The sequence below is a fragment of the Nocardioides sp. NPDC006303 genome, assembly GCF_040613175.1.
Classification (GTDB): Bacteria; Actinomycetota; Actinomycetes; order Propionibacteriales; family Nocardioidaceae; genus Nocardioides.
In genome coordinates this window covers 39,033-65,559 of sequence record NZ_JBEXRR010000014.1, presented here as the reverse complement: position 1 = coordinate 65,559, position 26,527 = coordinate 39,033, and the positions used below count along the sequence as shown (strand labels likewise).

Here is a 26,527-nt window from a genome sequence, read left to right as displayed (position 1 = left end):
AAGGCAACCCTTACTTGCTCGCTGATCCGCGACAACGTGTCGTACGTCACGCCGCATCCCGCTCAGTAGGGGTCACTGGTCAGCCTGTGGGCATCCCGTCAAGGGTGGGGGAGGCGAGGGCGGCGACGCCGATGTAGACGGCGTCGGGCGGCAGCCAGCGGGTGCCGCGGTCTGAACGTAGGACCGCGCGACCGCGTTCGAGGTCGAAGACACCGACCCTGGTGCGGCCGCCGAAGCGTACGACCGCCACCTCGCCGCGCTTGGGTCGGCGGGGGTTGATCATCAGGTCGGAGCCCGGCGGAAGGCCACGAGAGGTGAGGTGGGCGCCGACGAGACGGTAGACCTGCGTCCCCTCGTCCGGCGCAGGCGCCGATGATCGCTTGATGGGCGCTGGCAACGCATGAGGAGCGATGTCGAACGGCAGCGGTACGTCGCGCCGGGACGCGCCGCCAGTCGATCTCATGTTCGAAAGCGTACCGGTCGACGACGGCGCACGGAACCGCTCTGGAATCGCGGATTCGCCCAAGTGCCCTGCTCTCCCTGCGCCGGTCAGAGAGACTGTGGCCCATGACGGTCAATGACCCCACGGACTGGGAAACCGCGTACGTCCGCGGCACGACCGGCTGGGACCTCGGCGCTCCCCTGGCCTACATCAAGGAGGACGCGGCACTGTTCGGGGAGCCCGGCACCGCCTTCGCGCCAGGTGCCGGTCGGGGACACGATGCGGCGGGGTTGGCGGCTGCCGGATGGCGTACGACGGTTGTCGATGTCTCGCCCACGGCGGCCGCCCACGCAGCAGAGCACTACCCGGACCTCACCTACGTCATCGGCGACGCATTCGACGTCGACGTCGTCCTGGCCGCGACCGGCGGACCGGTCGACCTGATGTGGGACCACACCTTCTTCTGCGCGCTGCCGCCCGCCTGGCGCGTCCGCGTCGGCGACCTCGCCCGCGCGGTCGTACGCCCCGGCGGACGGGTCGCGTCGGGGGTCTTCCCGATCGACCGGCCGAGCGAGGAGCCGGGCCCGCCATGGACGTACGTCCCCGAGGACATGACCCGCGCGCTCGGTCCCGACTTCGACCTGGTCCACCTCTCCGAGCCCCGCCGGCTGAACCCGCGGCTGCCGTGGAGCCACCGCCTCGGGATCTGGCAGCGCCGCCTCAGCGTTCACGCAGCGGCGTCCTTGCGGCACTCGACACCCTCGGTCTGAGCGGCAGGTCGGCGACGGTGAAGGTCTCCTTCGCCTTCGTGCGCGACATCCTCCGCCCCGACCCATGGGAGGCGGAGCATGGTTGACGCCACGGCCCCTCAGCTCGAGGGCAGCTGGTAGGCCGTCGTCTCGCTGTCCTCGCGCGCCGCGTCGGCGCCGCCCACCAGCAGCAGGTCACCGACCTTTGTCACCACGGCGGGTGCGTTCTCGACGGAGCCGACGACGTCCTCGGAGCCGTCATCGAGGTCGCGACGGAGCACGCTGTAGCCAGCGTCGGACCGGGTGTCACGACCGATGTAGACGCCCTTCTCGTCAGCCCCCAGGAAGATGTCGCCGGCTTCGCTCGCCCGACTCCAAGCCTCAGTGCCCGAGGTCAGATCCCACGTTCGAACGGCGCCGTCCGCGGCGGCGTCGGACCCGGACAGCTCCTCGTCGTAGGCGCCGGCGATCCGGTCTCCCACGACGTCGGCCAGCCCGAGCGTCGGCGCCGCAGCGCCGGCATCCAGGGACCGGCCGACGATCCTTCCCAGCTGACCGGTGCGTGGGTCGATCACGCGAACGCCCTGCACCCCCTCGATCCACACGTCGGCGACGATCGGTTCGGTGGCGTAGACGGCGCCCACCTGTGGGCGGTCGCCGGCGACCGTCCACAGGCGCTTGCCGGTGTCGACGTCGAAGCCGCTGATGCCGTCCGCCTCGGGCACCAGGGCGGTGGCGCCGGTGGTGGCCACCCGACATCCGAACGCGCCCAGCTCGCCCGCGCCCTGACGAGCCCGCAGTGGCTCCAGCGGGTCGCCGGTCGTCGCGTCCCAGCGTTCGACCGCGCACTCGGTCGTGACCGACACGGTCTTCTCGGTCAGCCCGACCATGCCGCCACCCTCGGATCGTCCGCCGATCGACGTGAACGTCGCCGACCACAAGGCGTCGCCGTCAGCGGTGTCGACGACCGTGACCCGATCGCAGCCGTGCATGCCCGAGGGATGGTCACGCACCGCGACGAGCCCGGCCTCGTTCACGGGCGAGATCTCACACACGTTCTCCTCGAGCGGCAGATGCCACGCCTCCTTGCCGTCGGCGAGGCGTACTGCCTCGATCCGGGAGGAGTCGATGTTGGCGTATATCCACAGGTCGTCGGTCGCGGTCCAGGAGCCGGCTGACAGGAACTCGCTCTCCGGGCCGCCCGCTCGAGACCACTTCTCGGCCAGCTCCGACCCCGACCTGTCCGCCTCACCGCAACCGACGAGCAACGTGCTGACCACCACGACCGCCGCCACGAACGCCTGCTGAGATTTCATGGGCCTTTACGTTAAGGCCACTCACGACCCGGTGGTCGCCTTTCCGGAAGAAGGAACCGTCCGAGAGTTGTGAAGCCGAGAGTGACCGATAGGCCACTCTCGGCTTCACAACCTCAGCCCTTCACGCACAGCAGCGTGCGGAGTCGTGCCTCGACGGCAACCAGATCCGTCTGTGCCTCGATGACGCTCTCCAGGGACTTGTACGCACCGGGGATCTCGTCGACGACACCGGCGTCCTTGCGGCACTCGACTCCCTCGGTCTGAGCGGCGAGGTCGGCGACGCTGAACATCTTCTTCGCCTTCGTACGCGACATCTTCCGTCCCGCGCCGTGGGAGGCGGAGCAGTAGGACGCCTCGTTGCCGAGCCCGCGCACGACGTACGAACCGGTGCCCATCGACCCGGGGATCAGCCCGAACTCGTCGGACTTGGCCGAGATCGCGCCCTTGCGGGTGACCACCAGGTCGACGCCGTCGTACGTCTCCCGCGCGACGTAGTTGTGGTGGGCGTTGACCTCCTGGCCCCACACGACCTCGGGGAAGAAGCGCGCGAAGACGCTCTTCACCGTGGCCATCATGATCCGCCGGTTGAGCTTGGCGTAGTCCTGCGCCCAGTAGAGGTCGTGCAGGTAGGCGTCCATCTCCGCGGTGCCGGCCAGGAAGACCGCCAGGTCGCGGTCGGGCAGGCCGAGGTTGTGCTCGAGCCCCTTGGCCGCGTAGATGTGCCGCTCTGCGATCTCCTTGCCGATGTTCCGGCTGCCGGAGTGCAGCATCAGCCAGATCACGCCGTCGTCGTCCGAGGTCAGTTCTATAAAGTGATTTCCGCCGCCGAGCGAGCCGCACTGCGCGACGGCCCGCTTGTGCCGGTCGCCCAGCTTCGGCGCCCGCAGCTCCTCGAAGCCGCCGAAGAGCTTGTCGAAGGCGACCTTCAGCCGGAAGTCGTTGCGGACGGCGCCCGCCTGGCCGTCGTTGGCGTTGAACCCCACCGGGACGGCCTCCTCGATCGCCGAGCGCAGCGCGCCCAGGTCGTCGGGCAGGTCGCTCGTCGTGACCGAGGTCTTGACCGCCATCATCCCGCAGCCGATGTCGACGCCGACCGCGCTCGGCGAGACCGCGTCCTTCATCGCGACCACGGAGCCGACCGTTGCGCCCTTGCCGAGATGCACGTCCGGCATGACACGTACGCCGTGCACCCAGGGCAGCTTGGAGATGTTGCGCAGCTGGTCCTGGGCGGCGTGCTCGATCTCGTGCGGGCGTGCCCACATCAGGGTCTCTGCCGTGGCACCGGGCAGGGCGATAGGGAACTCGTTCGTCATCTTCTTTCCTCGCGTCGTGGCCGGGCATGCGGAAGGGCCGCTCCGGCCGGGGTTTGTCTCGGCAGGAGCGGCCCTTCAACGGGGTGCGCTGTGGCTCAGCGCGTCGGCGGCTCCTGGCCGATGCGGTCCGAGCGGAGGTCGGACGACAGGCAGGCTTCGCTCGCCTGACCGGGGTCACCGGCGGCGGTGCGGATCTCGACCGACCTGCGCATGCTCATCTCCTCGTGTGTTGCTGTGTCGGAAACGGTAGTCAGCGGCGAACGTCTGGTGCCACTGGTTTACGCGAGGCGGGCGGGGAAGCCGCCGGTGGCGACCGGGCCCCAGCGCTTCGGGGTGATCCTGAGGAGGGACTTGCCCTGGTCGACCATGGCCTGGCGGTACTCGTCCCAGTCGGAGTGCTCGCCGGAGATGTTGCGGAAGTAGGTGACGAACGCGTCCAGCGCTGCGCCACCGCTCGCCGCGTCGAGGACCTCCGCCTCGCCGTCCACCTGCACCCAGGCGCCGTTCCACTCCTCGGAGAGGACCATCACGCTCACCTGCGGGCGGCTGCGGGCGTTGCGGGTCTTGGCCCGCTCGGGGTAGGTCGCGATCACGATCCGCCCGTCGTCGTCCACGCCACCGGTGACCGGCGAGAGCTGCGGGGACCCGTCGGCTCGGCTGGTCACCAGGATCATCTGGTGGCGGGGACGTACGAACTCCAGGAGCCCCTCGAGATCAACGGTCGTGTTCGTCGCGATCGTGCGTGCCATGGTCCCCAGCCTGCCAGGTGAACCCGTCAGGGTCGGTGAAGGCCTCGCTGCCGCCGCCCAGCACGATTCCGTACGCAGCGGACGGGTCGAGCGCGACGCCGGTCTCCTTCTCCAGGGCGCGCCGGGGGTAGATCGCGAGCTGGACGGCTCCGGGAGCGGCCTCGAACTCGGCGTACTTGCCGCCGAAGCTCCGCTTCACGCCGAGCCCGCGCTCGGCGTAGAACCGCTTGGTCGCCTTGACGTCGGCGACGCCGAGGAGCAGGACGATGTCGTCGATCTCGCGGGTGGCGGGGCCGTTGTCCTTCTTCGCCGAGGTGGCGATCTTCCAGATCGAGCCGTCGGGGGCCTGGACGATGCCGCCGTAGCCCCAGAACGACTTCTCGACCGGCTTGAGCGAAGTGGCGCCGGCCGTGAGCGCGGAGTCGACGAGGCTGTCGACCGTCGAGGGCTGGCTGACGACCAGGGAGATCGTGAACGGGCGGCCGGTGCCGGTGCCCGGGCCCTGGCGTACGGAGATCTGGTCGGTGATCCCGAAGGCCTTCTCGTAGAACGCCTGGGCGTCCGTGGCGTCGGTTGCGTCGATGGTGATGGTCTCGAGTGTGAACATGTCTTGACCTTAGGAATCCCGGGGCCTGTGAGGCTTCTCGATTCCTGACCGCCTTGCCTGTTGATCTTCTGAGCAGAAATTGTGTCTGAGACACCGCGTCATGGCCCTGGGGGCATCCCGTCTCATCCCCGCGTTGGCCGTCCTTCGGTGGGAGTTGGGCGGCCAACGTCCTTACAGGCACCTAAGAATCCATAGGATCGCACCTAGGCGATTGGGCCGGTGGCGTACGCCTTCTTAGACTGCCGCCGTGGACTCTCCCGTCGCCAGGCCCGCTGTCGAGGTACGCGACCTGCGCATGACCTATGGCGACAAGACGGCCGTCGACGGACTCACGCTGAGCGTCGCGGAGGGCTCGATCACGGCCGTTCTCGGGCCCAACGGTGCCGGCAAGACGACGACCCTGGAGACCTGCGAGGGCTACCGGAAGCCCCAGCAGGGGACGGTACGCGTCCTCGGGCTCGATCCCATCGCCGACCGCAAGCAGCTGCTCCCCCGGATCGGGGTGATGCTGCAGGGGCAGGGCGCCTGGAGCGGCGTACGCGCCATGGAGATGCTCAAGCACATCGCCCGGCTGCACGCGCACCCGCTCGACGTCGACTACCTGGCCGAGCGGCTCGGCCTGGGCGAGTGCGGCCGCACCCCCTACCGGCGGCTCTCGGGCGGGCAGCAGCAGCGGCTCGGGCTGGCGATGGCGCTGGTGGGCCGTCCGGAGCTGGTGTTCGTGGACGAGCCGACGGCGGGGATGGACCCGCAGGGGCGGCGTACGACCTGGGAGCTGCTGCGCGAGCTGCGCGCCGACGGCGTCACCGTCGTGCTGACGACGCATTACCTGGAGGAGGCCGAGGAGCTGGCCGACCAGGTGCACATCATCGACCGCGGGCGGATGATCGCCTCGGGCAGTCCGCTCGAGCTCACCAGAGGTGGCGCGACCGCCACCGTGAGACTGGTGGTGACCAAGCCGTTCCCGCCCGGTGCCCGCGAGTCCTTGCGCAAGGCGCTCGGTGAGGACACCGAGGTCACCCTGCTCGACGAGCGCTCGATGCGGGTCACCGGGAAGGCCGACCCGACCACGCTCTCCAAGGTGAGCCGCTGGTGTGAGGAGAACGACGTCCTCCCGGAGTCGCTGACCCTGGGTCGCAGGAGCCTCGAGGACGTCTTCCTCGATCTCACCGGAGGGCTCCATCTCACCGAGGGGGTCGAGCATGTCTGAGGTGGCCACGGGGACGTTCACTCCCAAGCCCGGCGGCGCCCCGATCACCCGGCAGGTGGTCGCCCAGGCGCTGATGGAGGCCAAGCTGATGCTCCGCAACGGCGAGCAGCTCCTCCTCGCCGTCGTGATCCCGGTGATGGTGCTGGTCGGCGGCGTCACCGCGGGCAACGCGATCGACCTCGACCTCGGCACCGACCGGCCGTTGGTCGACCTCCTCACCCCGGGCGTCCTCGCCCTGGCGATCATGTCGACCTCGTTCACCAGCCTCGCGATCGCGACCGGGTTCGAGCGGCGCTACGGCGTGATCAAGCGGCTGGGTGCCTCACCGCTCCCCCGGATCGGCCTGCTCGCCGGCAAGGTGCTCGCGCTCGGCTGCGTACAGCTCGTGCAGCTCTTCATCATCGGCGCCGTCGGCCAGATCCTCGGCTGGACCCCCGCCGCGGGGTTCGGCACCGTCCTCGCCTTCTTCCTCGCCATCGCGATGGGCACGCTCGCCTTCGCCTCGCTCGGGCTCTTCGTCGCCGGCGTGCTGCGCGCCGAGGCGACCCTGGCCGCGGCCAACCTCATCTACCTGCTTCTCCTGGCCGGCGGCGCCGTGGTGCTGCCGCTGACGGCCTACGGCGCCTACGGCGACGTCGCCCGCTGGCTTCCCTCGGGCGCGCTCGGAGAGGCCGTACGCACCGCGTTCCTCGACGGCGTCCCGGCCTGGCGAGACCTCGGCGTACTCCTGATCTGGGCCGTTCTCGGCTCCACCCTCACAGCTAGGACCTTCAAGTGGGAATGACGTCCACCGAACCCGCAACCGGCCCGACTCCCTCGGCCAAGGACAAGGTTCTCGGCTGGCTCCACGCGCACCTGTTCGGGCTGGCGGTGGCCAACCTGATCGCCAATATCGGGATCGTGGTCACCGGCGGAGTGGTCCGGTTGACGGGCTCCGGACTCGGCTGCCCGACCTGGCCCAAGTGCACCGAGGAGTCCTACGTGGCTCACGAGGCGCTCGGGATCAACGGCGTCATCGAGTTCGGCAACCGGCTGCTGACCTACGTCGTGGCCGCGATCGCCATCACGGTCGTCGTCGCTGCCTGGAACCGTCGAGGTGTCATCCGCAACCTGGCGATCATCATCGCCTTCGGCGTACCGCTCCAGGCGGTCCTCGGCGGATTCACCGTCCTCAGCCAGCTCAACCCCTACGTCGTCGCGCTCCACCTGCTCGCCTCGATGGCGATGGTCGGTCTGTGCGTCTGGCTGCTCGACGAGATCCGCTCCCCCGGGCGCGAAGCCGCGCCGCGCAACGTACGCGTCGCAGCCGTGGTCACCTTCGTCGTCGGCTGGCTCTCGCTCTGGCTCGGCACGGTCGTGACCGGCTCCGGCCCCCACTCCGGCGACCTCGAGTCCCGCCGCACCGGCCTCGACCCGGCCCTGATGTCCCACATCCACGCCTACGCCGTCTACGCGCTCATCGCCGCGACCCTGGTCACGCTGTGGCTGGGCCGCAAGAACGCGTACGTCCGCCGGGTCACGATCGTCCTGCTGGTCATCGAGCTCGCCCAGGGCATGATCGGCTGGGTCCAGTACCTCACCGACCTCCCCGTCCTCCTCGTCGGCTTCCACATGCTCGGCGCCGCCCTGATCTCCGCCGGCCTCGCCCGCGTCCTGGTCTCCACCCGCGCCCACACCGCCTGACTCACCCTCGCCGAGGCGTCACCCCGGTCGGCCGAGAAGTCGCTCCCGCTGGCCGAGGCGTCACGCGCGTCGGCCGAGGCGTCAGTCGCGTCGGCCGAACGGGCAGTGTTCTGCCGACTCGACCGACGCCACTGACGCTTGGGGCGACGGAGCTGACGTCTCGACCCGCCGGAGTGACGCCTCGGCCGACGTAGCTGACGCCTCGGCGGGGGGCGGTCAGCCGATGAGCGGGTCGACCGCGAGGGCGACGAAGAGCAGGCTCAGGTAGAGGTTGCTGCTGTGGAAGAGCTGCATCGGGCGGATCTTGGTGAGGTCCTCGGTGCCCTTGGCACGAGCGTGCAGCTGGTGGGCCTGGACGAGGAAGACGGCGCCGAGGCCGATGGCTGCGACCGGGTAGAGCCAGCCGGTGGAGGCGAGGGGCCACATCAGCAGGGAGGTGGCGACCATGACCCAGGAGTACGCCACGATCTGAGCGCCCACGTGGCGGGCGGACTTGACCACCGGCAGCATCGGCACGTCGACCTGCGCGTAGTCCTCGCGGTAGCGCAGCGCCAGGGCCCAGGTGTGCGGCGGGGTCCAGAAGAAGACGACCATGAACAGGATCAGCGGCTCCCAGTTCACCGAGTTGGTGACAGCGGTCCAGCCGATCAGTGTCGGGAAGCAGCCGGCGATGCCGCCCCAGACGATGTTCTGCGTGGTGCGCCGCTTGAGCAGCATGGTGTAGACGAAGACGTAGAAGGCGTTGGCGGCCAGCGACAGGCCCGCGGAGAGCCAGTTCACGAAGAACCCGAGCACCAGCACCGACAGCACGGCGAGCACCGACCCGAAGATGAGGGCCGCCCGCGGGGTGACCACGTGCCGCGGCAGAGCCCGGCGTCGCGTACGCCTCATCTGCTCGTCGATGTCGCGGTCGTAGACGCAGTTGAAGACCGAGGCCGAACCGGCCGAGAAGATCCCGCCGACGACCGTGGCCGCGACCAGGCCGACACCCGGCACACCCTGGGCGGCGAAGAACATCACCGGCACGGTGGTGAGCAGCAGCAGCTCGATCACGCGGGGCTTCGTCAAGGAGACGTACGCCGAGATGACATCGCGCATTGACGCGCGGTCGCTACGCTGGTCGAGGTCGGGGACCGGCTGTTCGACGTGCGTCACTGAGAAGATCCTTCTCGATCGGGTTGAGGCTTCACATGCGGCTCATACAGGCAGTTCACAGCATGCGGCTCGCAGTCTAACCCGGGGCGTGAGTAGGCTCGGATTCGGCAGCCCCCCACGGCCAGCCCAAGAACTTCCCAAGTGGACTCTACGATTTGAAAAGGCACCTCGTGAGCACCAAACCTGTACTCGAGTGGACCGATCTGGACAGCAAGGCCGTGGACACCGTCCGCGTACTCGCCATGGACTCCGTGCAGAAGGTCGGCAACGGCCACCCTGGCACCGCGATGAGCCTGGCCCCGGCTGCCTATCTGCTCTTCCAGAAGGTGATGAAGCACAACCCGGCCGACACCGACTGGCTCGGTCGTGACCGGTTCGTGCTCTCCGTCGGCCACTCCAGCGTCACCCTCTACATCCAGCTCTACCTCGGCGGCTTCGGTCTCGAGCTCGGCGACCTGGAGAGCCTGCGCACCTGGGGCTCGCTGACCCCGGGCCACCCCGAGCGCGGCCACACCCGCGGCGTGGAGGTGACCACCGGCCCGCTCGGCCAGGGTGTCGCCAACGCCGTCGGCATCGCGATGGCCCAGCGCCGGCTGCGCGGCCTGCTCGACCCGGACACCCCGGTCGACCAGCCGAGCCCGTTCGACCACAAGACGTACGTCCTGGCCGGCGACGGCGACCTGCAGGAGGGCGTCAGCAGCGAGGCGAGCTCGATCGCCGGCACCCAGAAGCTCGGCAACCTCACGATGATCTACGACGCCAACCGGATCTCGATCGAGGGTGACACTAACGTCGCGTTCACCGAGGACGTCGCCGCTCGCTACCGCGCCTACGGCTGGCACGTCCAGGAGGTCGACTGGACCCACGACGGCACCGGCTACTCCGAGGACGTCCCGGCGCTGTTCGACGCGATCAACGCCGCCGGCAAGGTCACCGACCAGCCGTCGCTGATCGTGCTGCGCACCGTCATCGCCTGGCCCGCCCCCAACGCACAGAACACCGAGGCGGCCCACGGATCGGCGCTCGGCGCCGAGGAGGTCGCGGCGACCAAGGAGATCCTGGGCTTCGACCCGGCGAAGTCCTTCGACGTCGACCCCGAGGTGCTCGCCCACACCCGCAAGCTCATCGAGCGCGGCGAGAAGGCCGAGCAGGCCTGGCGCGCCGAGGAGGCCGCCTGGGCCGAGGCCAACCCCGAGGGCGCCAAGCTCCTCGAGCGGATGCAGGCAGGGGAGCTTCCCGCCGACATCGCCGACGCGCTGCCGTTCTTCGAGGCCGACGCCAAGGGCATCGCCACCCGAGCCGCGTCCGGCAAGGTCATCAACGCGCTGGCGCCGGTGCTGCCCGAGCTGTGGGGTGGCTCGGCCGACCTCGCCGGCTCCAACAACACCACCATCTCCGGTGCGCCCAGCTTCGTCCCCGAGGACCGCTCCACCCACGAGTGGAAGGGCGACCCCTACGCCGGCCGCGTGCTCCACTTCGGCATCCGTGAGCACGCCATGGGCGCGATCCTCAACGGCATCGTGGCGCACTCGCCCACCAAGGCCTTCGGCGGCACCTTCTTCCAGTTCTCCGACTACATGCGCGGCGCCGTACGCGTCGGGGCGCTGTCCAAGCTGCCGGTCATCCACGTCTGGACCCACGACTCCGTCGGTCTGGGCGAGGACGGCCCGACCCACCAGCCGGTCGAGCACCTCGCCGCGGTCCGGGCCATCCCGGGACTCGACGTGGTCCGTCCCGCCGATGCCAACGAGACCGCCGCCGCCTGGCTCGAGGTGCTCAAGCACCACGACCGCCCCTCGGCGCTCATCCTGACCCGTCAGGCGCTGCCGACCTTCCCCCGCGGGAAGGACGGCTACGCCGACACCAGCGGCGTCGCGAAGGGTGGCTACGTACTCCTCGACTCCCCCACCGGCACCGTCGACGTCGTGCTGCTCGGCACCGGCTCCGAGGTGCAGTACGCAGTCGCCGCCCGCGAGGAGCTGGCGAAGGAGGGCATCGGCGCCCGCGTCGTCTCGCTGCCCTGCCTGGAGTGGTTCGAGGCCCAGGAGCAGGACTACCGGGACTCGGTGATCCCGCCCAACGTCAAGGCGCGCGTCAGCGTCGAGGCCGGTGTGAAGCAGGGCTGGCGGGAGTACGTCGGCGACGCCGGCCGGATCGTCTCGCTCGAGCACTTCGGCGCCTCGGCGTCCGGTGCGCTGCTGTTCAAGGAGTACGGCTTCACCCCCGAGGCGGTCGTCACGGCCGCCAAGGAGAGCCTCGCCGCCATCAACAAGGGAGCATGAAATATGTCTGACCGTCTCAAGGCGCTGGCCGAGGCCGGCGTATCCATCTGGCTCGACGACCTCTCCCGCGAGCGGATCGAGACCGGCAACCTCGCCGATCTCGTCAAGGAGAAGTCCGTCGTCGGGGTGACCACCAACCCGACCATCTTCGCCGCCGCGATCGCCAACGGCGAGCGCTACGACGAGCAGCTGCGCTCGCTGGTGGCCGACGGCAAGACCGTCGACGAGGTCATCTTCGGCCTCACCACCGAGGACGTACGCAACGCCTGCGACATCCTCGCGCCGGTGGCTGAGTCCACCAAGGACGACGGCCGGGTCTCGATCGAGGTCGAGCCGACCCTGGCCAACGACACCGAGGCGACCATCGCCTCCGCGAAGGCGCTGTGGGCCTCGGTCGACCGCCCCAACGCGCTGATCAAGATCCCGGCAACCCTCGAGGGGCTCCCGGCGATCACCGCAGCGATCGCCGAGGGCATCTCGGTCAACGTGACCCTGATCTTCTCGGTCGAGCGCTACCGCGCGGTGATGGACGCCTACCTGACCGGTCTGGAGCAGGCCAAGGCGGCCGGCAAGGACCTGTCGACGATCCGCAGCGTGGCGTCGTTCTTCGTCTCCCGCGTGGACACCGAGATCGACAAGCGGCTCGAGGCGATCGGCACCCCCGAGGCCAGCGCGCTGCTCGGCAAGGCCGCAGTGGCCAACGCGATCGCCGCCTACGCCGCCTTCGAGGAGGTCCACGCCAGCGAGCGCTGGACCGCCCTGGCCGGTGCGGGCGCCAACGCCCAGCGGCCGCTGTGGGCCTCGACCGGGGTCAAGAACCCGGCCTACCCCGACACCCTCTACGTCACCGACCTGGTCGTGGCCGACACGGTCAACACCATGCCGGAGAAGACGATGGAGGCCTTCGCCGACCACGGCGAGGTCAAGGGCGACGTCGTCACCGGCAAGGGCGCTGAGGCCGCTACGGTCTTCGAGTCGCTCCGCTCGGTCGGAGTAGACCTCGATGACGTCTTCCTGGTGCTGGAGACCGAGGGCGTGGACAAGTTCAAGGTCTCCTGGACCGAGCTCGTCGACACCGTCGTCGCCCAGATCGAGGCGGTCAAGAAGTGAGTGAAGGCCCGGTCGACCCGACGACGACGGACGCTTGGAAGGCACTCACCGAGCTGCGGGCCGGCTTCGAGCCAGACCTGCGCTCGTGGTTCGCCGATGATCCCGGCCGGGCCTCACGCTTCACCTTCGAGGCGGCCGACCTCCACGTCGACCTCTCCAAGGACCTCATCACCGACGACCTCCTGGCCAGCCTGCTCGCTCTCGCCGAGCAGGTCGGCCTGGAGTCGCGGCGGGACGCGATGCTCGCCGGCGAGCACATCAACGTCACCGAGGACCGCGCGGTGCTCCACACCGCCCTGCGGCTTCCCGCCGACGCCTCTCTCGAGGTCGACGGCACCGACGTCGTGCCCGCCGTCCACGAGACCCTGGCGAAGATGTACGCCTTCGCCGACCGGGTCCGCTCCGGTGAGTGGAAGGGCGTCACCGGCGAGCGGATCCACACCGTCGTCAACATCGGCATCGGCGGCTCCGACCTGGGCCCGGTGATGGCGTACGAAGCGCTCGAGCCGTTCCGTCACCCCGAGATCGAGTGCCGGTTCATCTCCAACATCGATCCCACCGACGCCGGCCAGAAGCTCAAGGGGCTCGACCCCGCCACCACCCTGTTCGTCGTCTCCTCGAAGACCTTCTCGACGCTGGAGACGCTGACCAACGCCCGCCTCGCGCGCGCCTGGCTGCTCGACGCGCTCGGTGACGACGTGGACTCCGCCGAGGCCGTGAAGAAGCACTTCGTCGCGGTCTCCACGGCGCTGGACAAGGTGGCCGCCTTCGGGATCGACCCTGAGAACGCCTTCGGCTTCTGGGACTGGGTCGGCGGCCGCTACTCCGTCGACTCCGCGATCGGCACCTCCCTGGCGATCGCCATCGGTCCGGAGGGGTTCGCCGAGTTCCTCGGCGGGTTCCACGCGATCGACGAGCACTTCGCGAAGACGCCGCTCGCGCAGAACGTGCCGGCGCTGATGGGTCTCCTGAACGTCTGGTACGTCAACTTCCTCGACGCTCAGACCCACGCCGTGCTGCCCTACTCCCAGCTGCTGCACCGGTTCCCTGCGTACCTCCAGCAGCTGACGATGGAGTCCAACGGCAAGTCGGTGCGCTGGGACGGCACCGCGGTCACCACCGATACCGGCGAGGTGTTCTGGGGCGAGCCCGGCACCAACGGACAGCACGCGTTCTACCAGCTGATCCACCAGGGCACCCGGGTGATCCCGGCCGACTTCATCGCGTTCGCCAACCCCGCCTATCCGCTCGTGGACGCCAGCGATGGGCAGAGCGTCGACGTGCACGAGCTGCTTCTGGCCAACTTCTTCGCCCAGACCCAGGCGCTCGCCTTCGGCAAGACCGCCGAGCAGGTGCGCGCCGAGGGCACCGCGGAGGACATCGTCAACGCGCGGGTCTTCTCCGGCAACCGGCCGACCACCTCGATCATGGCGCCGTCGCTGACCCCCGGCGTACTGGGCCAGCTGATCGCGCTCTACGAGCACATCACCTTCACCCAGGGCGTGGTGTGGGGCATCGACTCCTTCGACCAGTGGGGCGTCGAGCTCGGCAAGCAGCTCGCCGTCCAGATCAGCCCGGCGGTCTCCGGTGACGCGGACACCGCCAAGCGGCAGGACACCTCCACCCAATCCCTCATCGCCTACTACAGAGAGAAGCGCAAGTGACCAGCGACGGTCATCCCGAGTCACTCATCGAGGTCCACGACACCGCTGAGGCCCTGGCCTCGGCGGTCGCCGGAGAGTTCCTCAGCCGCCTTGCCGACCTGCAGGCGGCCGGCGACGTCCCCACCATCGGCCTGACCGGCGGCACGATCGCCGAGGCGATCCATCGCGAGATCGCCCGCCTCGCACCCGAGTCGGGTGTCGACTGGGGCGCGGTCGAGTTCTTCTTCGGCGACGAGCGCTACGTCGCCGCCGACTCCCCCGACCGCAACGCCGGACAGGCCCGCGCCGCCTTCCTGACCGAGGTCGGCGTCCCGGACCACCGCATCCACGAGATGCCCGCCACCGACTCCGGCCTGAGCGTCGACGAGGCCGCGGCACAGTTCTCCGAGGACGTACGCAGCCACGGCTCCGGCGGCTTCGACATCCTGATGCTCGGCGTCGGCCCCGACGGCCACATCGCCTCCCTCTTCCCCGGCTTCCCGCAGCTCGAGGCGAAGGGCGCGATCGCCGTCGGAGTCACCGGCTCCCCCAAGCCCCCGCCCGAGCGCATCACCTTCACCTTCGAGGCGCTGCGCCGGTCCACGACCGTCTGGTTCCTGGTCAGCGGCGAGGGCAAGGCCGAAGCCGTGGCCAAGGCACATGCCGGCGCTCCGATCACCGAGATCCCCGCCACCGGCGTCACCGGCACCACCGAGACCACCTGGTTCCTGGATCGGGCCGCCGCCTCGAAGCTCTGACCGACGCCGAGTCGGCGCGAACGTCTCGGGAATTCAGTTACCCAGCATGCTAACGCCGGGTAAATCTTTCCCGCATCGGGTGCCGCGCACCCCTTCGGACCTGCCACCATCCGAGCATGTCCTTCAGCGCCTCTCGGCGGCTCGGCCTGACCCTGGCCAGCCTCGTTGCCCTCGCCCTGGCGAGCTTCATGGCGGTCGTGATCACGACCGCCCCGGCCCAGGCGGCCACGATCAACGTCACCACGGCGATCGCCACCCAGAACGGCTCGACGGCCACCGTACGCGGCTACGTCGTCGGCCAGCCCACAGCGACCAGCACGGTCGTGACCAGCAACTACCCCAACGACTACGCTCTCGCGATCGCTGACTCGGCATCGGAGACCAGCACGTCCAAGATGCTCTACGTGCAGATCCCCGACGCGTTCCGCAGCGCGTGGGGCCTCCGGTCCAACCCGGGCCTCAAGGGGCGTCAGATCGACGTGACCGGCACCCTGACGGCGTACTTCTCCCATCCCGGCCACAAGAACGCCACCGCCTTCGCGTTCGCCGGCTCCACGCCGACCCCGACCCCGACTCCGACCGCTACCCCGACCGCGGACCCGAACATCCCGGCGGGCTACTACGACTCGGCCGCCGGCCTGTCCGGCTCGTCGCTGAAGTCGGCGCTGCACAACATCATCGACGGCCACACCACGCTGTCCTACAGCGCGGTCTGGGAGGCGCTGAAGGTCCTCGATCAGGACCCGAACAACTCCGCGAACGTCATCGAGTTCTACTCCGGGCTCTCCACCCCGAAGACCAACAACGGCGGAGACGCCAACAACTGGAACCGCGAGCACACCTGGCCGCAGAGCCATGGCGACTTCGGCACCAGCAACGGTCCCGGCACCGACGTACACCACCTGCGGCCCGAGGACGTCACCGTCAACTCCACCCGCGGCAACAAGGACTTCGACCTGGGCGGGTCGGCAGTCTCGGAGTGCAGCGACTGCTGGACCGACGCCGACTCCTTCGAGCCCCGTGACAGCGTCAAGGGCGACCTCGCCCGCGGCATCCTCTACATGGCCGTGCGCTACAACGGCGACGACGGCTTCGCCGACCTGGAGGTCAACAACTCCATCAACGGCTCGACCAACTACCTCGGCAAGGTCTGCGTCCTGCTCGGCTGGCACAACGCCGACCCCGTCACCGCAGCCGAACGCACCCGCAACAACACCATCTACTCGACCTACCAGCGCAACCGGAACCCCTTCATCGACCACCCGGAGTACGCCCAGTCCATCTTCGGCGCCACCTGCTGACCCCCGCGCCGAGTCGGCTCATCCTGACCGATATCGGTGCCGAGTCGGCTCGTCCTGACAAGATCCAGCGCCGAGTCGGCTCGTCATAACGAGCCGACTCGGCGTTCTAAGTTAAATGTCGGTGGTCCCGCTCATGCTGGGCGCATGGATATCGAACAGATGCAGTTCACCCGTACGCTCGGCCCCGACTTTCCGCTGGCGCCGACGCTACCGTTCACCGCCAAGATGGCGCTCGAGTCCGGCGTGACCTATCGGCAGTTGCGCGAACTCGTACATCTCGGCCTCATCCGCCGCCTGATCAAGGGCGTCTATGTCGCGACGGAGATCGGCGACACGCTAGACCTGCGGGTCGCGGGGCTCAAGCTTGTCGTACCCAAGGACGCTGTGGTGGTCGATCGGCATGCCGGATGGCTTCTCGGCGCCGAGATGATGCTCGCCCCCGGCGAGCACCTCGACCTGCAGCCACTCTCCGTCTTCCTCCCCGCCGGCCGAGGACGTCTACGCAACGACCTCGCTGCCAGCGGCGAACGTACCTTCCGCGACGATGACATCGTCGAGGTCGAAGGTCTGCTGGTCACCAGCGCGCTCCGCACAGCCTGGGACGTCGGCCGGGTGCGCTGGCCGGAGCGGGCCATCGCCGCGATCGACCAGATACACCGGCTCGGGCGCTACGACTGCGACGAGTTCCTCGCTGGAATCAACAGATTCCGCGGCCAGCGGTACGTCACCACGCTGAGGGCGGTCGGACCGCTCGCCGATGGTCGCGCCGAGTCACCTCCGGAGTCGGTGCTGCGGATCTGGTCGAAAGAGGTGAGGGGCCTCGACCTCGTACCTCAGCTCGAGGTCCGTCGAGGGAGCCGATTCCTCGGACGCCTCGACCTCGGCAACGAGCACCTGAAGATAGGCGTCGAATACGACGGGGCAGAGTGGCACAGCACCCCCGATCAGCTGGAGCGTGACCGGAACCGACGAGCCGCGATGATCGACGACGGCTGGCTCATCGAGGTCTTCACCAAGGACGACACCTTTCGCAGGCTCGCTGATCCCGGGGTACGGCTGCGGCAGCTGCGTGACCGCGCCTATCAGCGCCTCAACGACGTCGCGGCGGCCTGACAGTGCCGAGTCGTCTCGTCCTGACCAGACCCAGCGCCGAGTCGGCGCGTCATAACGAGCCGGCTCGGCGCGGGTTGTGGTCAGAATGCGCCGAGTCGGCGCCTCTGCTTGGAGCAGATGCGCCGACTCGGCGGGTGTTTCAGAAGATGATCTCGCCGGACTTGCGGCGGGAGCGGAGGAGGGCGATTGCCTCCTCCAGGATGTCCTCGGCCTCGGCGTCGGAGCGGCGCTCCTTCACGTAGGCGAGGTGGGTCTTGTAAGGCTCGATCTTCGGCGCCGGGGGCGCGTTCTCCTCGTCCAGACCAGCTGGGAGCCCACACTTGGGGCAGTCCCAGGAGTCCGGTGGCGTCGCCTCGACGGCGAAGGTGATGACCGAGCGATGTGCGTTGGTGCAGAAGTAGGTGACGGCCTTTCGTGGCGCAGCTTCGCCGCGCTCCGCCTCACCCATCGGCCCAGCACCGACTCGGGAGCCCCGAATCGCGTTCCCTCCACCTGCCATGGTGCTGCGGTGTCCTCTCTCAACTTAGATTTCGCAGCCCCGAGAGGCCACTTTGGGGGAATCGGACGGCAAAATCTCCGTCCAGCGTCGAAGAGTTTAGACGCTATCGCGCGTGCGCTGAAGGGGAATGTTTCAGTAGGCCATCAGCAGGCCGAGCGCGATCACACAGGCGAACCAGATGACACCGATGCCGATGGTGAGCCGGTCGAGGTTGCGCTCGACGACTGAGGATCCACCCAGCGAGCTCGAGACACCGCCACCGAACATGTCGGAGAGTCCGCCACCGCGGCCCTTGTGAAGCAGCACGAGCAGGATCATCAGCGCACTCGCGATGACCAGGATGATGGTGAAGAGAAGTTCCACGTCTGAAATCCTATCTGGAGAGCCCGAAACCTACAGCACCGGCCTAGAGGACCGGCTTAGAGGACGGGCAGGTCGTAGTAGCGCGAGATTGCCGCGAAGTCCTCGACCGAGAGGCTCGCCCCGCCGACCAGCGCCCCGTCGACGTCGGCCTCCTGCATCAGCGCGGCCACGTTGTTGGGCTTCACCGAGCCGCCGTAGAGGATGCGTACGCCATCGGCGATCTCCGCGCCGTAGCTCTTCTCGAGCTGGTCCCGGATGCCGGCGCAGACCTCCTGAGCGTCCTGTGCGGTGGCGGTCTCCCCCGTGCCGATCGCCCAGACCGGCTCGTAGGCGATCACGACCTGGCCGACCTCGGCGTCGGTGAGCCCGGCCAGCGAGCCCTCGACCTGGGCGGTGCAGTGGTCGAGGTGGTTGCCTGCCTGGCGGACCTCGAGGCCCTCGCCGACGCAGACGATCGGGATCATGTTGTGCTTGAGCGCGATCTTGGCCTTGAGCGCGACGATCTCGTCGGTCTCGCCATAGTGCTCACGACGCTCGGAGTGACCCACGATCACGTAGGAGCAGCCGAGCTTGGCCAGCATCGCGGCCGAGACCTCGCCGGTGTATGCGCCGGACTCCTGGGTGGAGACGTTCTGGGCACCGTAGGTGATGCGCATCTTGTCGCCGTCGACCAGCGTCTGCACCGAACGGATGTCGGTGAACGGCGGGAAGACCGCCACCTCCACGGCAGCGAAGTCGTGGCGCTTGTCGGAGAGCGTCCAGGCGAGCTTCTGGACCAGGACCACCGCTTCTTGGTGGTTGAGGTTCATCTTCCAGTTGCCGGCGATGAGCGGGGTGCGCCCCGTGGCCGGCTTCTTGGCCGCCATCAGCCCAGTCCCCCGACCACGGTCGCCTCGTCCAGCACGGCGACGCCCGGAAGGGTCTTGCCCTCCAGGTATTCGAGCGAAGCACCCCCGCCGGTCGAGATGTGACCGAACTGGTCATCGGCGAACCCGAGCTGGCGGATCGCCGCGGCGGAGTCGCCACCGCCGACGACGGAGAGACCGTCGATCGTGGTGAGCGCCTGGGCGACCGCGCGGGTGCCCTCGGCGAAGGCGGCCTGCTCGAAGACGCCCATCGGGCCATTCCAGAAGACCGTCTTGGCCCCCTCGAGCGCGGCGGCGTAGGTCTGGGCCGACTCCGGACCGATGTCGAGCCCGAGCGAGTCGGACGGGATCGCGTTGGCCGCGACCACTCGGGCGGAGGCCTCGTCGCCGAAGGAGTCGGCGACCACGACGTCGGTCGGAAGCAGGATCTCGACGCCGATCTCCTCGGCGCGCTCGAGGTAGCCGAGCACGGTGAGGATCTGGTCCTCCTCGAGCAGCGACTGGCCGACCTCGTAGCCCTGGGCCTTGAGGAAGGTGAAGACCATGCCGCCCCCGATGAGCAGCTTGTCCGCCTTGCCGAGCAGGTTGTCGATCACGCCGAGCTTGTCGGACACCTTCGAGCCGCCGAGGACGACCACGTAGGGGCGCTCAGGGGTCTCGGTGAGCCGCTTGAGCACCTCGATCTCGGTGGTCACCAGGCCACCCTGCGCGCTCGGGAGCAGCTTGGCGACGTCGTAGACGGAGGCCTGCTTGCGGTGGACCACGCCGAAGCCGTCGGAGACGAAGGCGTCGGCCAGGGCGGCGAGCTCGGCGGCGAAGGTCGCCCGCTCGTGGTCGTCCTTGCTCGTCTCACCGGCATTGAAGCGTACGTTCTCCAGCAGCGCGACCTGGCCGTCGGCGAGGCCGCCGACGACCGAGCTGGCGGAGTCGCCGACGGTGTCGGTCGCGAAGGCGACCTCGGCACCGAGCAGCTCACCGAGGCGGACCGCCACGGGGGCCAGCGAGTAGGCCGGGTCCGGCTCTCCCTTCGGCCGACCGAGGTGGGCGACCACCACGACCTTGGCGCCGGCGTCGGCCAGCGCCTTGATCGTGGGCACCGAGGCACGGATACGACCGTCGTCGGTGATCGTGGTGCCTTCCAACGGGACGTTGAGGTCGGAGCGCACGAGAACTCGCTTGCCCGCGACACCCTGCTCGATGAGCTGCGTGAGATTCAGAGACATAACGGGCTAGACCCTAACCTGTGAGGCAGGTCGCTGGGTCACAGGCTCGCGCCAACGTACGCCACCAGGTCACCGAGTCGGTTGGAGTAGCCCCACTCGTTGTCGTACCACGCCGCGACCTTGACCTGGTTGCCGATCACCTTGGTCAGCGGGGCGTCGAAGATCGAGGACGCCGGGTTGGTGACGATGTCGGAGGAGACGATCGGGTCGGTCGAGTAGACGAGGAACTTCCCGTCGGCGGCCTTCTCCATAATCGAGTTGATCTCCTCGACCGAGGTCTCGCGCGAGGCCTCGAAGGAGAGGTCGACGATCGAGCCGGTCGGGACCGGCACGCGCAGGGCGTAGCCGTCGAGCTTGCCCTTCAGCTCCGGCAGCACCAGGCCGATGGCCTTGGCGGCGCCGGTCGAGGTGGGCACGACGTTGAGCGCGGCAGCACGGGCGCGGCGCATGTCCTTGTGGATGTTGTCCTGAAGGTTCTGGTCGGCGGTGTAGGCGTGCACGGTCGTCATCAGGCCCTGGTTGATGCCGACGCCGTCGTTGAGCGCCTTCGCCAGCGGCGCCAGGCAGTTGGTCGTGCACGAGGCGTTGGAGATCACCGTGTGGGCCTCGGGGTCGTAAATCGACTCGTTGACGCCCATCACGATGGTGGCGTCCTCGTTCTTCGCCGGCGCGGAGATGATCACCTTCTTCGCCCCGCCGGAGTCGATGTGAGCGCGTGCCTTGGTCGCGTCGGTGAAGAACCCGGTCGACTCGATCACGACGTCGACGTCGAGGTCCTTCCAGGGGATGTTGGCCGGGTCGCGCTCTGCGTACGCCTTGATCTCCTTGCCGTCGACGACGATCGCGTCCTCGGTGGCGGACACGTCGGCGCCGAGCGGGCCGAGGATCGAGTCGAACTTCAGCAGCGTCGCGAGCGTTGCGTTGTCGCTGAGGTCGTTCACCCCGACGATCTCGATGTCGAGGTCGGAGGCGCGCACCGCGCGGAAGAAGTTGCGGCCGATCCGGCCGAATCCGTTGATGCCTACTCGAACTGTCACGTGGACTCCTGGTTCGCGTCGAAAAGATTGTGCGCGGGATCACCCGCTGACGCCGACACTACCCAGCGCCTCTGAACAGCGGGAGACTGGGTTGGATCGTTCCAAAAGACGGACGAGTAGCAAACGGCCCGAGCCCCTCGATCAGTCGAGGGGCTCGGGCCGGTTTCAGGTCGTGGATGCGGCTCTCAGGCGTCCTCGGCGAGCATCTCCGCGGTCAGCGACGCCTCGGTGTCGGGGATGCCGAGCTCCTCGGCCCGCTTGTCGGCCATCGCCAGCAGGCGGCGGATGCGGCCGGCGATCGCGTCCTTGGTCAGCACCGGGTCGTGAAGCTGGCCCAGCTCCTCGAGCGAGGCCTGCTTGTGCTCCAGGCGGAGCTTGCCAGCCTGGCGCAGGTGGTCGGGGATGTCCTCGCCGAGGATCTCCAGGGCGCGCTCGACGCGAGCACCGGCAGCGACGGCCGCACGGGCCGAGCGGCGCAGGTTGGCGTCATCGAAGTTGGCGAGCCGGTTGGCGGTGGCGCGGACCTCACGGCGCATCCGGCGCTCCTCCCAGGCCATCAGCGACTCGTGGGCGCCCAGGCGGGTCAGCAACTGGCCGATCGCGTCACCGTCGCGGATGACGACACGGTCCACGCCGCGTACCTCCCTCGGCTTCGCCGAGATGCCGATACGGCGGGCGACGCCGACGAGGGCGAGGGCCGACTCCGAGCCCGGGCAGGTCACCTCCATCGAGGAGGATCGGCCCGGCTCGGTGAGCGAGCCGTGGGCCAGGAAGGCACCGCGCCAGGCGGCCACCGCGTCGCAGGCCCCGCCCGAGACGACGGCAGGCGGAAGACCTCGCACCGGCCGGCCACGCTGGTCGAGAAGGCCGGTCTGACGCGCCAGCGCCTCACCGTCCTTGACCACGCGCACGATGTAGCGGCTGCCCTTACGAAGCCCGCTCGCCTGGATGAGAGCCACCTCTGCCTCGTGACCGAAGACGTCGGCGATGTCTCGCTTCAGTCTCCTGGCGGCCAGACCGGTGTCGAGCTCAGCCTCGACCACGATCCTGCCTGCCACGATGTGGATCCCCCCAGCGAACCTCAACGTCGAGGCAACCTCTGCCTTCCGGCAGCATGTCTTGGTGATCTGAGTGGAGGCCAGCTCGGCCTTCACCTGTCCCGTCATCGCCATGCCGGAGAGTCTTTCATTGATGTCAACGACCCTCGAATCGGTTCCACGTCGGAGCCCGCGCTAACCCGCCCCGATCACCCTCGCGTACGCAGCTGCCAGCCGCTCCGGGTCGTGGCGAGGGGTGCCGTCGCCGACGGCGACATCGGCGACCTCGACCTGCGCACCGCACTTCTCGGCCACCCGCGACAGCTCGTCGAGGCCGTCGAGGGAGGAGTCGACGAGGACGGTGTGGATGCGGAGGTCGGGGGCGTGCTCGAGGAGGACGGAGAGGTGCTCGGCGGGGCCGAAGCCGGTCGTCTCCCCCGGCTGCTCGCCGAGGTTGAGCACGACGACGATCTTCGCGGAGGTCGCGACCAGGGCCTCGCGCAGGGCACGGACCATCAGGTGCGGCAGGACGGAGGTGAACCAGGAGCCGGGCCCCAGGAACACCCACTCGGCCTCGCAGATCGCCTTGACGGCGTCGGGGGCGGCCGGTGGGTTGTCGGGGACCAGCTGGATGGACTCGATCCGGCCGTCGGTGGTGGCGACCTCGACCTGCCCGCTGATCTCCAGCCGCGCCTCCGGGTCGCCCGGGACCAGCCCGCTGACCTCGGCGACGATGTCCATGGGCACCAGCGCCATCGGCAGAACCCGGCCCTTGGCGCCCAGCAGGCGGCCGACCCAGTCGAGGGCCTCGACGTGGTCGCCGAGCTGCTCCCACAGGCCCACGATCAGCAGGTTGCCGAGGTTGTGGCCGCGCATCTCGCCCTCGCCGGCGAAGCGGTGCTGCAGCACCTGCGCCCAGGTGTCGTCCCAGCGGTCCGCGCCGCACAGCGCGGCGAGCGCCATCCGCAGGTCGCCCGGCGGGAGCACGCCGAACTCCCGTCGGAGTCGGCCGCTGGAGCCGCCGTTGTCGGCGACCGTCACGATCGCGGTGAGCTGGTCGACGGTCAGGTCGTCGACCAGCAGCCGCAGCGCGCTCAACGACGCGTGCAGTCCGTGCCCTCCCCCCAGGGCGACGACGGCCTGGGCATCTGCCCCGGGTCGGTCGGCCCCGGCCACTCTCACTCCCGCCCGAGGTCTCGGTGGATCGCCTTCGCATCCAGGCCGGCATCTCGCAGCCGCCTGGAGATCTCCTCCGCCATCGCCACGCTGCGGTGCTTGCCGCCCGTGCACCCGATCGCCACGCGCATGAACCTCTTTCCTTCGTGGAGGTAGCCCTTGGTCACTCCGATGAGCACCGGAACATACCCGCTCAGGAACTCCTCCGCACCAGGGCGCGAGTAGACGTACGCGGCTACGTCGGGGTTGTCACGTCCGTTGCCGTCCTTCAGCTCCGGCACCCAGTGCGGGTTGGGCAGGAAACGCATGTCGGCCATGAAGTCGGCGTCGACCGGGATCCCGTACTTGAACCCGAAGCTCACCACCGACACCTTCAAGGTGGTGCGTTCAGGGGTGCCGAACGCCTCCGCGATCCTCGCGGTGAGCTGGTGCACGTTGAGCTGGGTCGTGTCGATGACCAGGTCGGCTGCGCCACGCAGGCTGGCCAGCACCACCCGCTCCCGCTCGAGCGCGTCCAGCAGCCGCTCGTTGCCCCGCTGCATCGGGTGCGGCCGCCGCGCGGCCTCCTGACGGCGGACCAGCGTGTCGTCGGCGGCGTCGAGGAAGACCAGCGTCGTACGCCGCCCGGTGGCTCCCTTCGCCACGATCTCCTCGAGCTCGGCGAAGAAGGACCCGGAACGTACGTCGGTCACGACCGCCACCGGCTGCTCCGGGCCGCGGGCCGCGTCGACCCGCTCGACCACCTGCGGGAGCAGGCTCGGCGGCAGGTTGTCGACGACGTAGTAGCCGAGATCCTCCAGCTCCTTGGCGGCGGTGCTCCGCCCGGCACCGGTCATGCCTGTGATGACGACGACCTCCCCCTTGTGCATGACCTACTCCTCGATGATCTCGCCAGTGGTGACGTTGATGGCGCTAACCTTGCCATTCTTCGCGGTCTGCTCCACAGCGGTCTTGATCGCTGTCGCGGTGCCGGGGCCGATGCCGGGCACCTGAGCGATCTCCTCGACGGTCGCCGCCTTGAGCTTCTTGAGCGAGCCGAAGTGCTTCATCAGCGTCCTACGGCGCACCTCGCCGAGGCCGGGTACGTCGTCGAGCAGGCTCTCCACCATGGACTTCGACCGGCGGCCTCGGTGGTGGGTGATCGCGAACCGGTGCGCCTCGTCGCGGACCCGCTGCAGCAGGTAGAGCCCCTCGGAGCTGCGCGGCAGGATCACCGGGTCCTCCTCGTCGGGGACCCAGACCTCCTCCAGCCGCTTGGCCAGGCCGACGACCGGGATGTCATTGATGCCGAGCTCGGTCAGGGCGCGCTGCGCGGCCGCCACCTGGGGTGCGCCGCCGTCGACGACGACCAGGCCGGGGGCGTAGGCGAACTTGCGGGGCCGGCCGGTCTCCGGGTCAACCAGCATCGGACCGCTGGCCCCTTCGACCTCGGTCGACACGATCGACGTCGACTGCTCGTCCAGCAGCCGCTTGAACCGCCTGGTGATCACCTCGTGCATCGCCCGGACGTCGTCGGAGCCGTCCTGGCCCTTGATGATGAACCGGCGATACTCGGACTTGCGGGCGAGGCCGTCCTCGAAGACCACCATGCTGGCCACGATCTCGGTGCCCTGCAGGTGGGAGATGTCGTAGCACTCGATCCGGAGCGGCACCTCGTCGAGCTCGAGCGCCTCCTGGATCTCCTCGAGCGCGCGGTTGCGGATGGTCAGATCGCTGGCGCGCTTGGTCTTGTGGAGAGCGAGGGCCTGCTTGGCGTTGTTGGCGACGGTCTCCTGGAGCGTCTTCTTGTCGCCGCGCTGCGGGACCCGGATCCTGACCTTCGCCTTCCGTACGTCCGAGAGCAGCTCCTCGAAGGTCTCGTGGTCGGGCGGCAGCGCCGGGACCAGGATCTCGCGGGGGATCGCCTCGGCGTCCTCGCCGGCGTAGAGCTGGAGCAGGAAGTGCTCGACCAGGCCGGCGGTGTCGGCGTCGTCCATCCGGTCCGCGACCCAGCCGCGCTGTCCCTTGATGCGGCCGCCGCGTACGTAGAAGATCTGCACGCCGACCTCGAGCGGGTCCTCGGCCAGGGCGATCACGTCGGCGTCGGCACCGTCGCCGAGCACCACCGCCTGCTTCTCCAGGGCCCGCTGCATCGCGGCGAGGTCGTCACGCAGCCGCGCGGCCTTCTCGAAGTCAAGGGCCTCGGACGCGGCGTACATCTCCTTCTCGATCCGCTTGGTGAAGGTCGTGGTGTGGCCGGCCATGAAGTCGCAGAAGTCGTCGACGATCTCCCGGTGCTCCTCGGCGGAGATGTTGCCGACGCACGGGGCGGTGCACTTGTCGATGTAGCCGAGCAGGCAGGGGCGGCCGATCTGCTGCGAGCGCTTGAAGACGCCGTTGCTGCACGAGCGCATCGGGAAGACCCGCAGCAGGATGTCGACGGTCTCGCGGATCGCCCAGGCGTGGCCGTAGGGGCCGAAGTATCGGGTGCCCTTGCGCTTGGCGCCGCGACCGACCATGACCCGCGGGAACTCCTCGCCGACGGTGACCGCGAGCCAGGGGTAGGACTTGTCGTCGCGGTACTTGACGTTGAACCGCGGGTCGAACTCCTTGATCCAGGTGTATTCGAGCTGGAGCGCCTCGATGTCGTTGTTGACCGTCGTCCACTCGACGCTGGCCGCGGTGGTCACCATCGTGGCCGTGCGCGGGTGAAGACTGGGGATCGGCTGGAAGTAGTTCGCGAGCCGTTGACGCAGGTTGATCGCCTTGCCGACATAGATCACCCGCCCCTTGGGATCGCGGAACCGGTAGACCCCGGGCTGGGTGGGGATGCTCCCAGCTTTCGGGCGATAGCTCTGCGGATCGGGCACGTCCGCCAGCCTATCGGCGAGGACCGACAGGCTGGCGGTACGCAGG

25 protein-coding genes are annotated in these 26,527 nt (G+C 68.9%); 10 read left to right on the top strand and 15 right to left on the bottom strand.

Features of this window, described 5'->3' with window-relative positions; all coding sequences use genetic code 11:
• Positions 1-79: 79 nt before the first annotated feature.
• Entirely contained in the window at positions 80-463 is a 384-nt protein-coding gene (locus tag ABZY89_RS13140; protein WP_355227729.1) for a hypothetical protein, read from the bottom strand.
• A gap of 104 nt (positions 464-567) precedes the next feature.
• On the opposite strand from ABZY89_RS13140, the gene ABZY89_RS13135 reads away from it, so the two are divergent.
• Positions 568-1,212 (top strand): methyltransferase domain-containing protein, encoded by a 645-nt coding sequence (locus ABZY89_RS13135; protein ID WP_355227727.1) that lies wholly within the window; start codon positions 568-570, stop codon positions 1,210-1,212.
• 98 nt (positions 1,213-1,310) lie between these two features.
• Here ABZY89_RS13135 and ABZY89_RS13130 read toward each other — a convergent pair whose 3' ends face one another.
• The 4 genes from ABZY89_RS13130 to ABZY89_RS13115 all read right to left on the bottom strand — a co-directional run bounded on the left by ABZY89_RS13130 (position 1,311) and on the right by ABZY89_RS13115 (position 5,176).
• Positions 1,311-2,507 (bottom strand): PQQ-binding-like beta-propeller repeat protein, encoded by a 1,197-nt coding sequence (locus ABZY89_RS13130; RefSeq protein ID WP_355227725.1) that lies wholly within the window; start codon positions 2,505-2,507, stop codon positions 1,311-1,313.
• 113 nt (positions 2,508-2,620) lie between these two features.
• Positions 2,621-3,769, bottom strand: a complete 1,149-nt coding sequence (locus ABZY89_RS13125) for an RtcB family protein (protein WP_355227834.1) — start codon at positions 3,767-3,769, stop codon at positions 2,621-2,623.
• A gap of 329 nt (positions 3,770-4,098) precedes the next feature.
• Positions 4,099-4,569 (bottom strand): PPOX class F420-dependent oxidoreductase, encoded by a 471-nt coding sequence (locus ABZY89_RS13120; protein WP_355227724.1) that lies wholly within the window; start codon positions 4,567-4,569, stop codon positions 4,099-4,101.
• A complete protein-coding gene (locus ABZY89_RS13115; protein WP_355227722.1) occupies positions 4,535-5,176 on the bottom strand; it encodes a glyoxalase in 642 nt (213 codons plus the stop codon). Before ABZY89_RS13115 ends, ABZY89_RS13120 begins: the two co-directional genes overlap by 35 nt.
• Positions 5,177-5,471: 295 nt before the next feature.
• Between ABZY89_RS13115 and ABZY89_RS13110 the strand changes: the two genes are divergently transcribed.
• The 3 genes from ABZY89_RS13110 to ABZY89_RS13100 are packed head-to-tail and all read left to right on the top strand — an operon-like array spanning position 5,472 to position 8,069.
• Entirely contained in the window at positions 5,472-6,386 is a 915-nt protein-coding gene (locus ABZY89_RS13110; protein WP_355227832.1) for an ABC transporter ATP-binding protein, read from the top strand.
• Entirely contained in the window at positions 6,379-7,170 is a 792-nt protein-coding gene (locus tag ABZY89_RS13105; protein ID WP_355227720.1) for an ABC transporter permease, read from the top strand. Before ABZY89_RS13110 ends, ABZY89_RS13105 begins: the two co-directional genes overlap by 8 nt.
• Positions 7,167-8,069 carry a COX15/CtaA family protein gene (locus tag ABZY89_RS13100; RefSeq protein ID WP_355227718.1) on the top strand — a complete coding sequence of 301 codons (903 nt, stop codon included), beginning with the start codon at positions 7,167-7,169 and terminating at the stop codon, positions 8,067-8,069. Before ABZY89_RS13105 ends, ABZY89_RS13100 begins: the two co-directional genes overlap by 4 nt.
• A 216-nt stretch (positions 8,070-8,285) precedes the next feature.
• Here ABZY89_RS13100 and ABZY89_RS13095 read toward each other — a convergent pair whose 3' ends face one another.
• The gene (locus tag ABZY89_RS13095; protein ID WP_355020796.1) at positions 8,286-9,224 is read right to left on the bottom strand and encodes a heme o synthase; all 939 of its coding nucleotides are present in this window, start codon (positions 9,222-9,224) and stop codon (positions 8,286-8,288) included.
• A gap of 170 nt (positions 9,225-9,394) precedes the next feature.
• Here ABZY89_RS13095 and tkt point away from each other — a divergent pair, with 170 nt between their 5' ends.
• From tkt to ABZY89_RS13065, 6 genes are all read left to right on the top strand, one after another.
• Entirely contained in the window at positions 9,395-11,506 is a 2,112-nt protein-coding gene (gene tkt / locus ABZY89_RS13090; protein WP_355227716.1) for a transketolase, read from the top strand.
• Between the two features lie 3 nt (positions 11,507-11,509).
• A complete protein-coding gene (gene tal, locus ABZY89_RS13085; protein ID WP_355227715.1) occupies positions 11,510-12,616 on the top strand; it encodes a transaldolase in 1,107 nt (368 codons plus the stop codon).
• Positions 12,613-14,280, top strand: coding sequence for a glucose-6-phosphate isomerase (pgi, locus tag ABZY89_RS13080; protein ID WP_355227713.1), 1,668 nt, complete (start codon positions 12,613-12,615; stop codon positions 14,278-14,280). The genes tal and pgi overlap by 4 nt, the downstream gene beginning before the upstream one ends.
• Positions 14,277-15,017, top strand: a complete 741-nt coding sequence (gene pgl, locus ABZY89_RS13075) for a 6-phosphogluconolactonase (protein ID WP_355227712.1) — start codon at positions 14,277-14,279, stop codon at positions 15,015-15,017. Before pgi ends, pgl begins: the two co-directional genes overlap by 4 nt.
• A 116-nt stretch (positions 15,018-15,133) precedes the next feature.
• On the top strand, positions 15,134-16,318 hold the full coding sequence (locus ABZY89_RS13070; protein ID WP_355227711.1) for an endonuclease: 1,185 nt from the start codon (positions 15,134-15,136) through the stop codon (positions 16,316-16,318).
• Positions 16,319-16,462: 144 nt separating this feature from the next.
• The gene (locus tag ABZY89_RS13065; protein WP_355227709.1) at positions 16,463-17,431 is read left to right on the top strand and encodes a hypothetical protein; all 969 of its coding nucleotides are present in this window, start codon (positions 16,463-16,465) and stop codon (positions 17,429-17,431) included.
• Positions 17,432-17,570: 139 nt separating this feature from the next.
• On the opposite strand, the gene ABZY89_RS13060 is transcribed toward ABZY89_RS13065, so the two are convergent.
• From ABZY89_RS13060 to uvrC, 9 genes are all read right to left on the bottom strand, one after another.
• Entirely contained in the window at positions 17,571-17,930 is a 360-nt protein-coding gene (locus ABZY89_RS13060; RefSeq protein ID WP_160022595.1) for an RNA polymerase-binding protein RbpA, read from the bottom strand.
• A 132-nt stretch (positions 17,931-18,062) separates the two neighbouring features.
• Positions 18,063-18,293 carry a preprotein translocase subunit SecG gene (gene secG / locus ABZY89_RS13055; RefSeq protein WP_008357155.1) on the bottom strand — a complete coding sequence of 77 codons (231 nt, stop codon included), beginning with the start codon at positions 18,291-18,293 and terminating at the stop codon, positions 18,063-18,065.
• A gap of 56 nt (positions 18,294-18,349) precedes the next feature.
• Positions 18,350-19,159 (bottom strand): triose-phosphate isomerase, encoded by an 810-nt coding sequence (gene tpiA / locus ABZY89_RS13050; RefSeq protein WP_350840483.1) that lies wholly within the window; start codon positions 19,157-19,159, stop codon positions 18,350-18,352.
• A complete protein-coding gene (locus ABZY89_RS13045; RefSeq protein WP_355227708.1) occupies positions 19,159-20,382 on the bottom strand; it encodes a phosphoglycerate kinase in 1,224 nt (407 codons plus the stop codon). Before ABZY89_RS13045 ends, tpiA begins: the two co-directional genes overlap by 1 nt.
• Positions 20,383-20,420: 38 nt before the next feature.
• Positions 20,421-21,419: a type I glyceraldehyde-3-phosphate dehydrogenase gene (gene gap, locus ABZY89_RS13040; RefSeq protein WP_355227707.1), complete on the bottom strand. Its 999-nt coding sequence runs from the start codon at positions 21,417-21,419 to the stop codon at positions 20,421-20,423.
• Between the two features lie 185 nt (positions 21,420-21,604).
• Positions 21,605-22,591, bottom strand: a complete 987-nt coding sequence (gene whiA, locus ABZY89_RS13035; protein ID WP_045547796.1) for a DNA-binding protein WhiA — start codon at positions 22,589-22,591, stop codon at positions 21,605-21,607.
• Positions 22,592-22,651: 60 nt separating this feature from the next.
• Positions 22,652-23,632: a uridine diphosphate-N-acetylglucosamine-binding protein YvcK gene (gene yvcK, locus ABZY89_RS13030; RefSeq protein WP_355227705.1), complete on the bottom strand. Its 981-nt coding sequence runs from the start codon at positions 23,630-23,632 to the stop codon at positions 22,652-22,654.
• Between the two features lie 2 nt (positions 23,633-23,634).
• The gene (gene rapZ, locus ABZY89_RS13025) at positions 23,635-24,501 is read right to left on the bottom strand and encodes an RNase adapter RapZ (RefSeq protein ID WP_141792971.1); all 867 of its coding nucleotides are present in this window, start codon (positions 24,499-24,501) and stop codon (positions 23,635-23,637) included.
• 3 nt (positions 24,502-24,504) lie between these two features.
• The gene (gene uvrC / locus ABZY89_RS13020) at positions 24,505-26,481 is read right to left on the bottom strand and encodes an excinuclease ABC subunit UvrC (RefSeq protein WP_355227702.1); all 1,977 of its coding nucleotides are present in this window, start codon (positions 26,479-26,481) and stop codon (positions 24,505-24,507) included.
• Positions 26,482-26,527: the final 46 nt, after the last annotated feature.

Excerpts from the sequence above, each read along its gene's own strand:
- ABZY89_RS13130 (WP_355227725.1), bottom strand. The coding sequence starts at position 2,507 with ATGAAATCTCAGCAGGCGTTCGTGGCGGCGGTCGTGGTGGTCAGCACG.
- ABZY89_RS13140 (WP_355227729.1), bottom strand. The coding sequence starts at position 463 with ATGAGATCGACTGGCGGCGCGTCCCGGCGCGACGTACCGCTGCCGTTC.
- ABZY89_RS13065 (WP_355227709.1), top strand. The coding sequence starts at position 16,463 with ATGGATATCGAACAGATGCAGTTCACCCGTACGCTCGGCCCCGACTTT.
- ABZY89_RS13045 (WP_355227708.1), bottom strand. The coding sequence starts at position 20,382 with ATGTCTCTGAATCTCACGCAGCTCATCGAGCAGGGTGTCGCGGGCAAG.
- whiA (WP_045547796.1), bottom strand. The coding sequence starts at position 22,591 with ATGGCGATGACGGGACAGGTGAAGGCCGAGCTGGCCTCCACTCAGATC.
- ABZY89_RS13120 (WP_355227724.1), bottom strand. The coding sequence starts at position 4,569 with ATGGCACGCACGATCGCGACGAACACGACCGTTGATCTCGAGGGGCTC.
- ABZY89_RS13115 (WP_355227722.1), bottom strand. The coding sequence starts at position 5,176 with ATGTTCACACTCGAGACCATCACCATCGACGCAACCGACGCCACGGAC.
- ABZY89_RS13125 (WP_355227834.1), bottom strand. The coding sequence starts at position 3,769 with ATGTGGGCACGCCCGCACGAGATCGAGCACGCCGCCCAGGACCAGCTG.
- tpiA (WP_350840483.1), bottom strand. The coding sequence starts at position 19,159 with ATGGCGGCCAAGAAGCCGGCCACGGGGCGCACCCCGCTCATCGCCGGC.
- ABZY89_RS13135 (WP_355227727.1), top strand. The coding sequence starts at position 568 with ATGACGGTCAATGACCCCACGGACTGGGAAACCGCGTACGTCCGCGGC.
- ABZY89_RS13070 (WP_355227711.1), top strand. The coding sequence starts at position 15,134 with ATGTCCTTCAGCGCCTCTCGGCGGCTCGGCCTGACCCTGGCCAGCCTC.
- ABZY89_RS13110 (WP_355227832.1), top strand. The coding sequence starts at position 5,472 with ATGACCTATGGCGACAAGACGGCCGTCGACGGACTCACGCTGAGCGTC.
- tal (WP_355227715.1), top strand. The coding sequence starts at position 11,510 with ATGTCTGACCGTCTCAAGGCGCTGGCCGAGGCCGGCGTATCCATCTGG.
- rapZ (WP_141792971.1), bottom strand. The coding sequence starts at position 24,501 with ATGCACAAGGGGGAGGTCGTCGTCATCACAGGCATGACCGGTGCCGGG.
- ABZY89_RS13060 (WP_160022595.1), bottom strand. The coding sequence starts at position 17,930 with ATGGCAGGTGGAGGGAACGCGATTCGGGGCTCCCGAGTCGGTGCTGGG.
- ABZY89_RS13100 (WP_355227718.1), top strand. The coding sequence starts at position 7,167 with ATGACGTCCACCGAACCCGCAACCGGCCCGACTCCCTCGGCCAAGGAC.
- ABZY89_RS13105 (WP_355227720.1), top strand. The coding sequence starts at position 6,379 with ATGTCTGAGGTGGCCACGGGGACGTTCACTCCCAAGCCCGGCGGCGCC.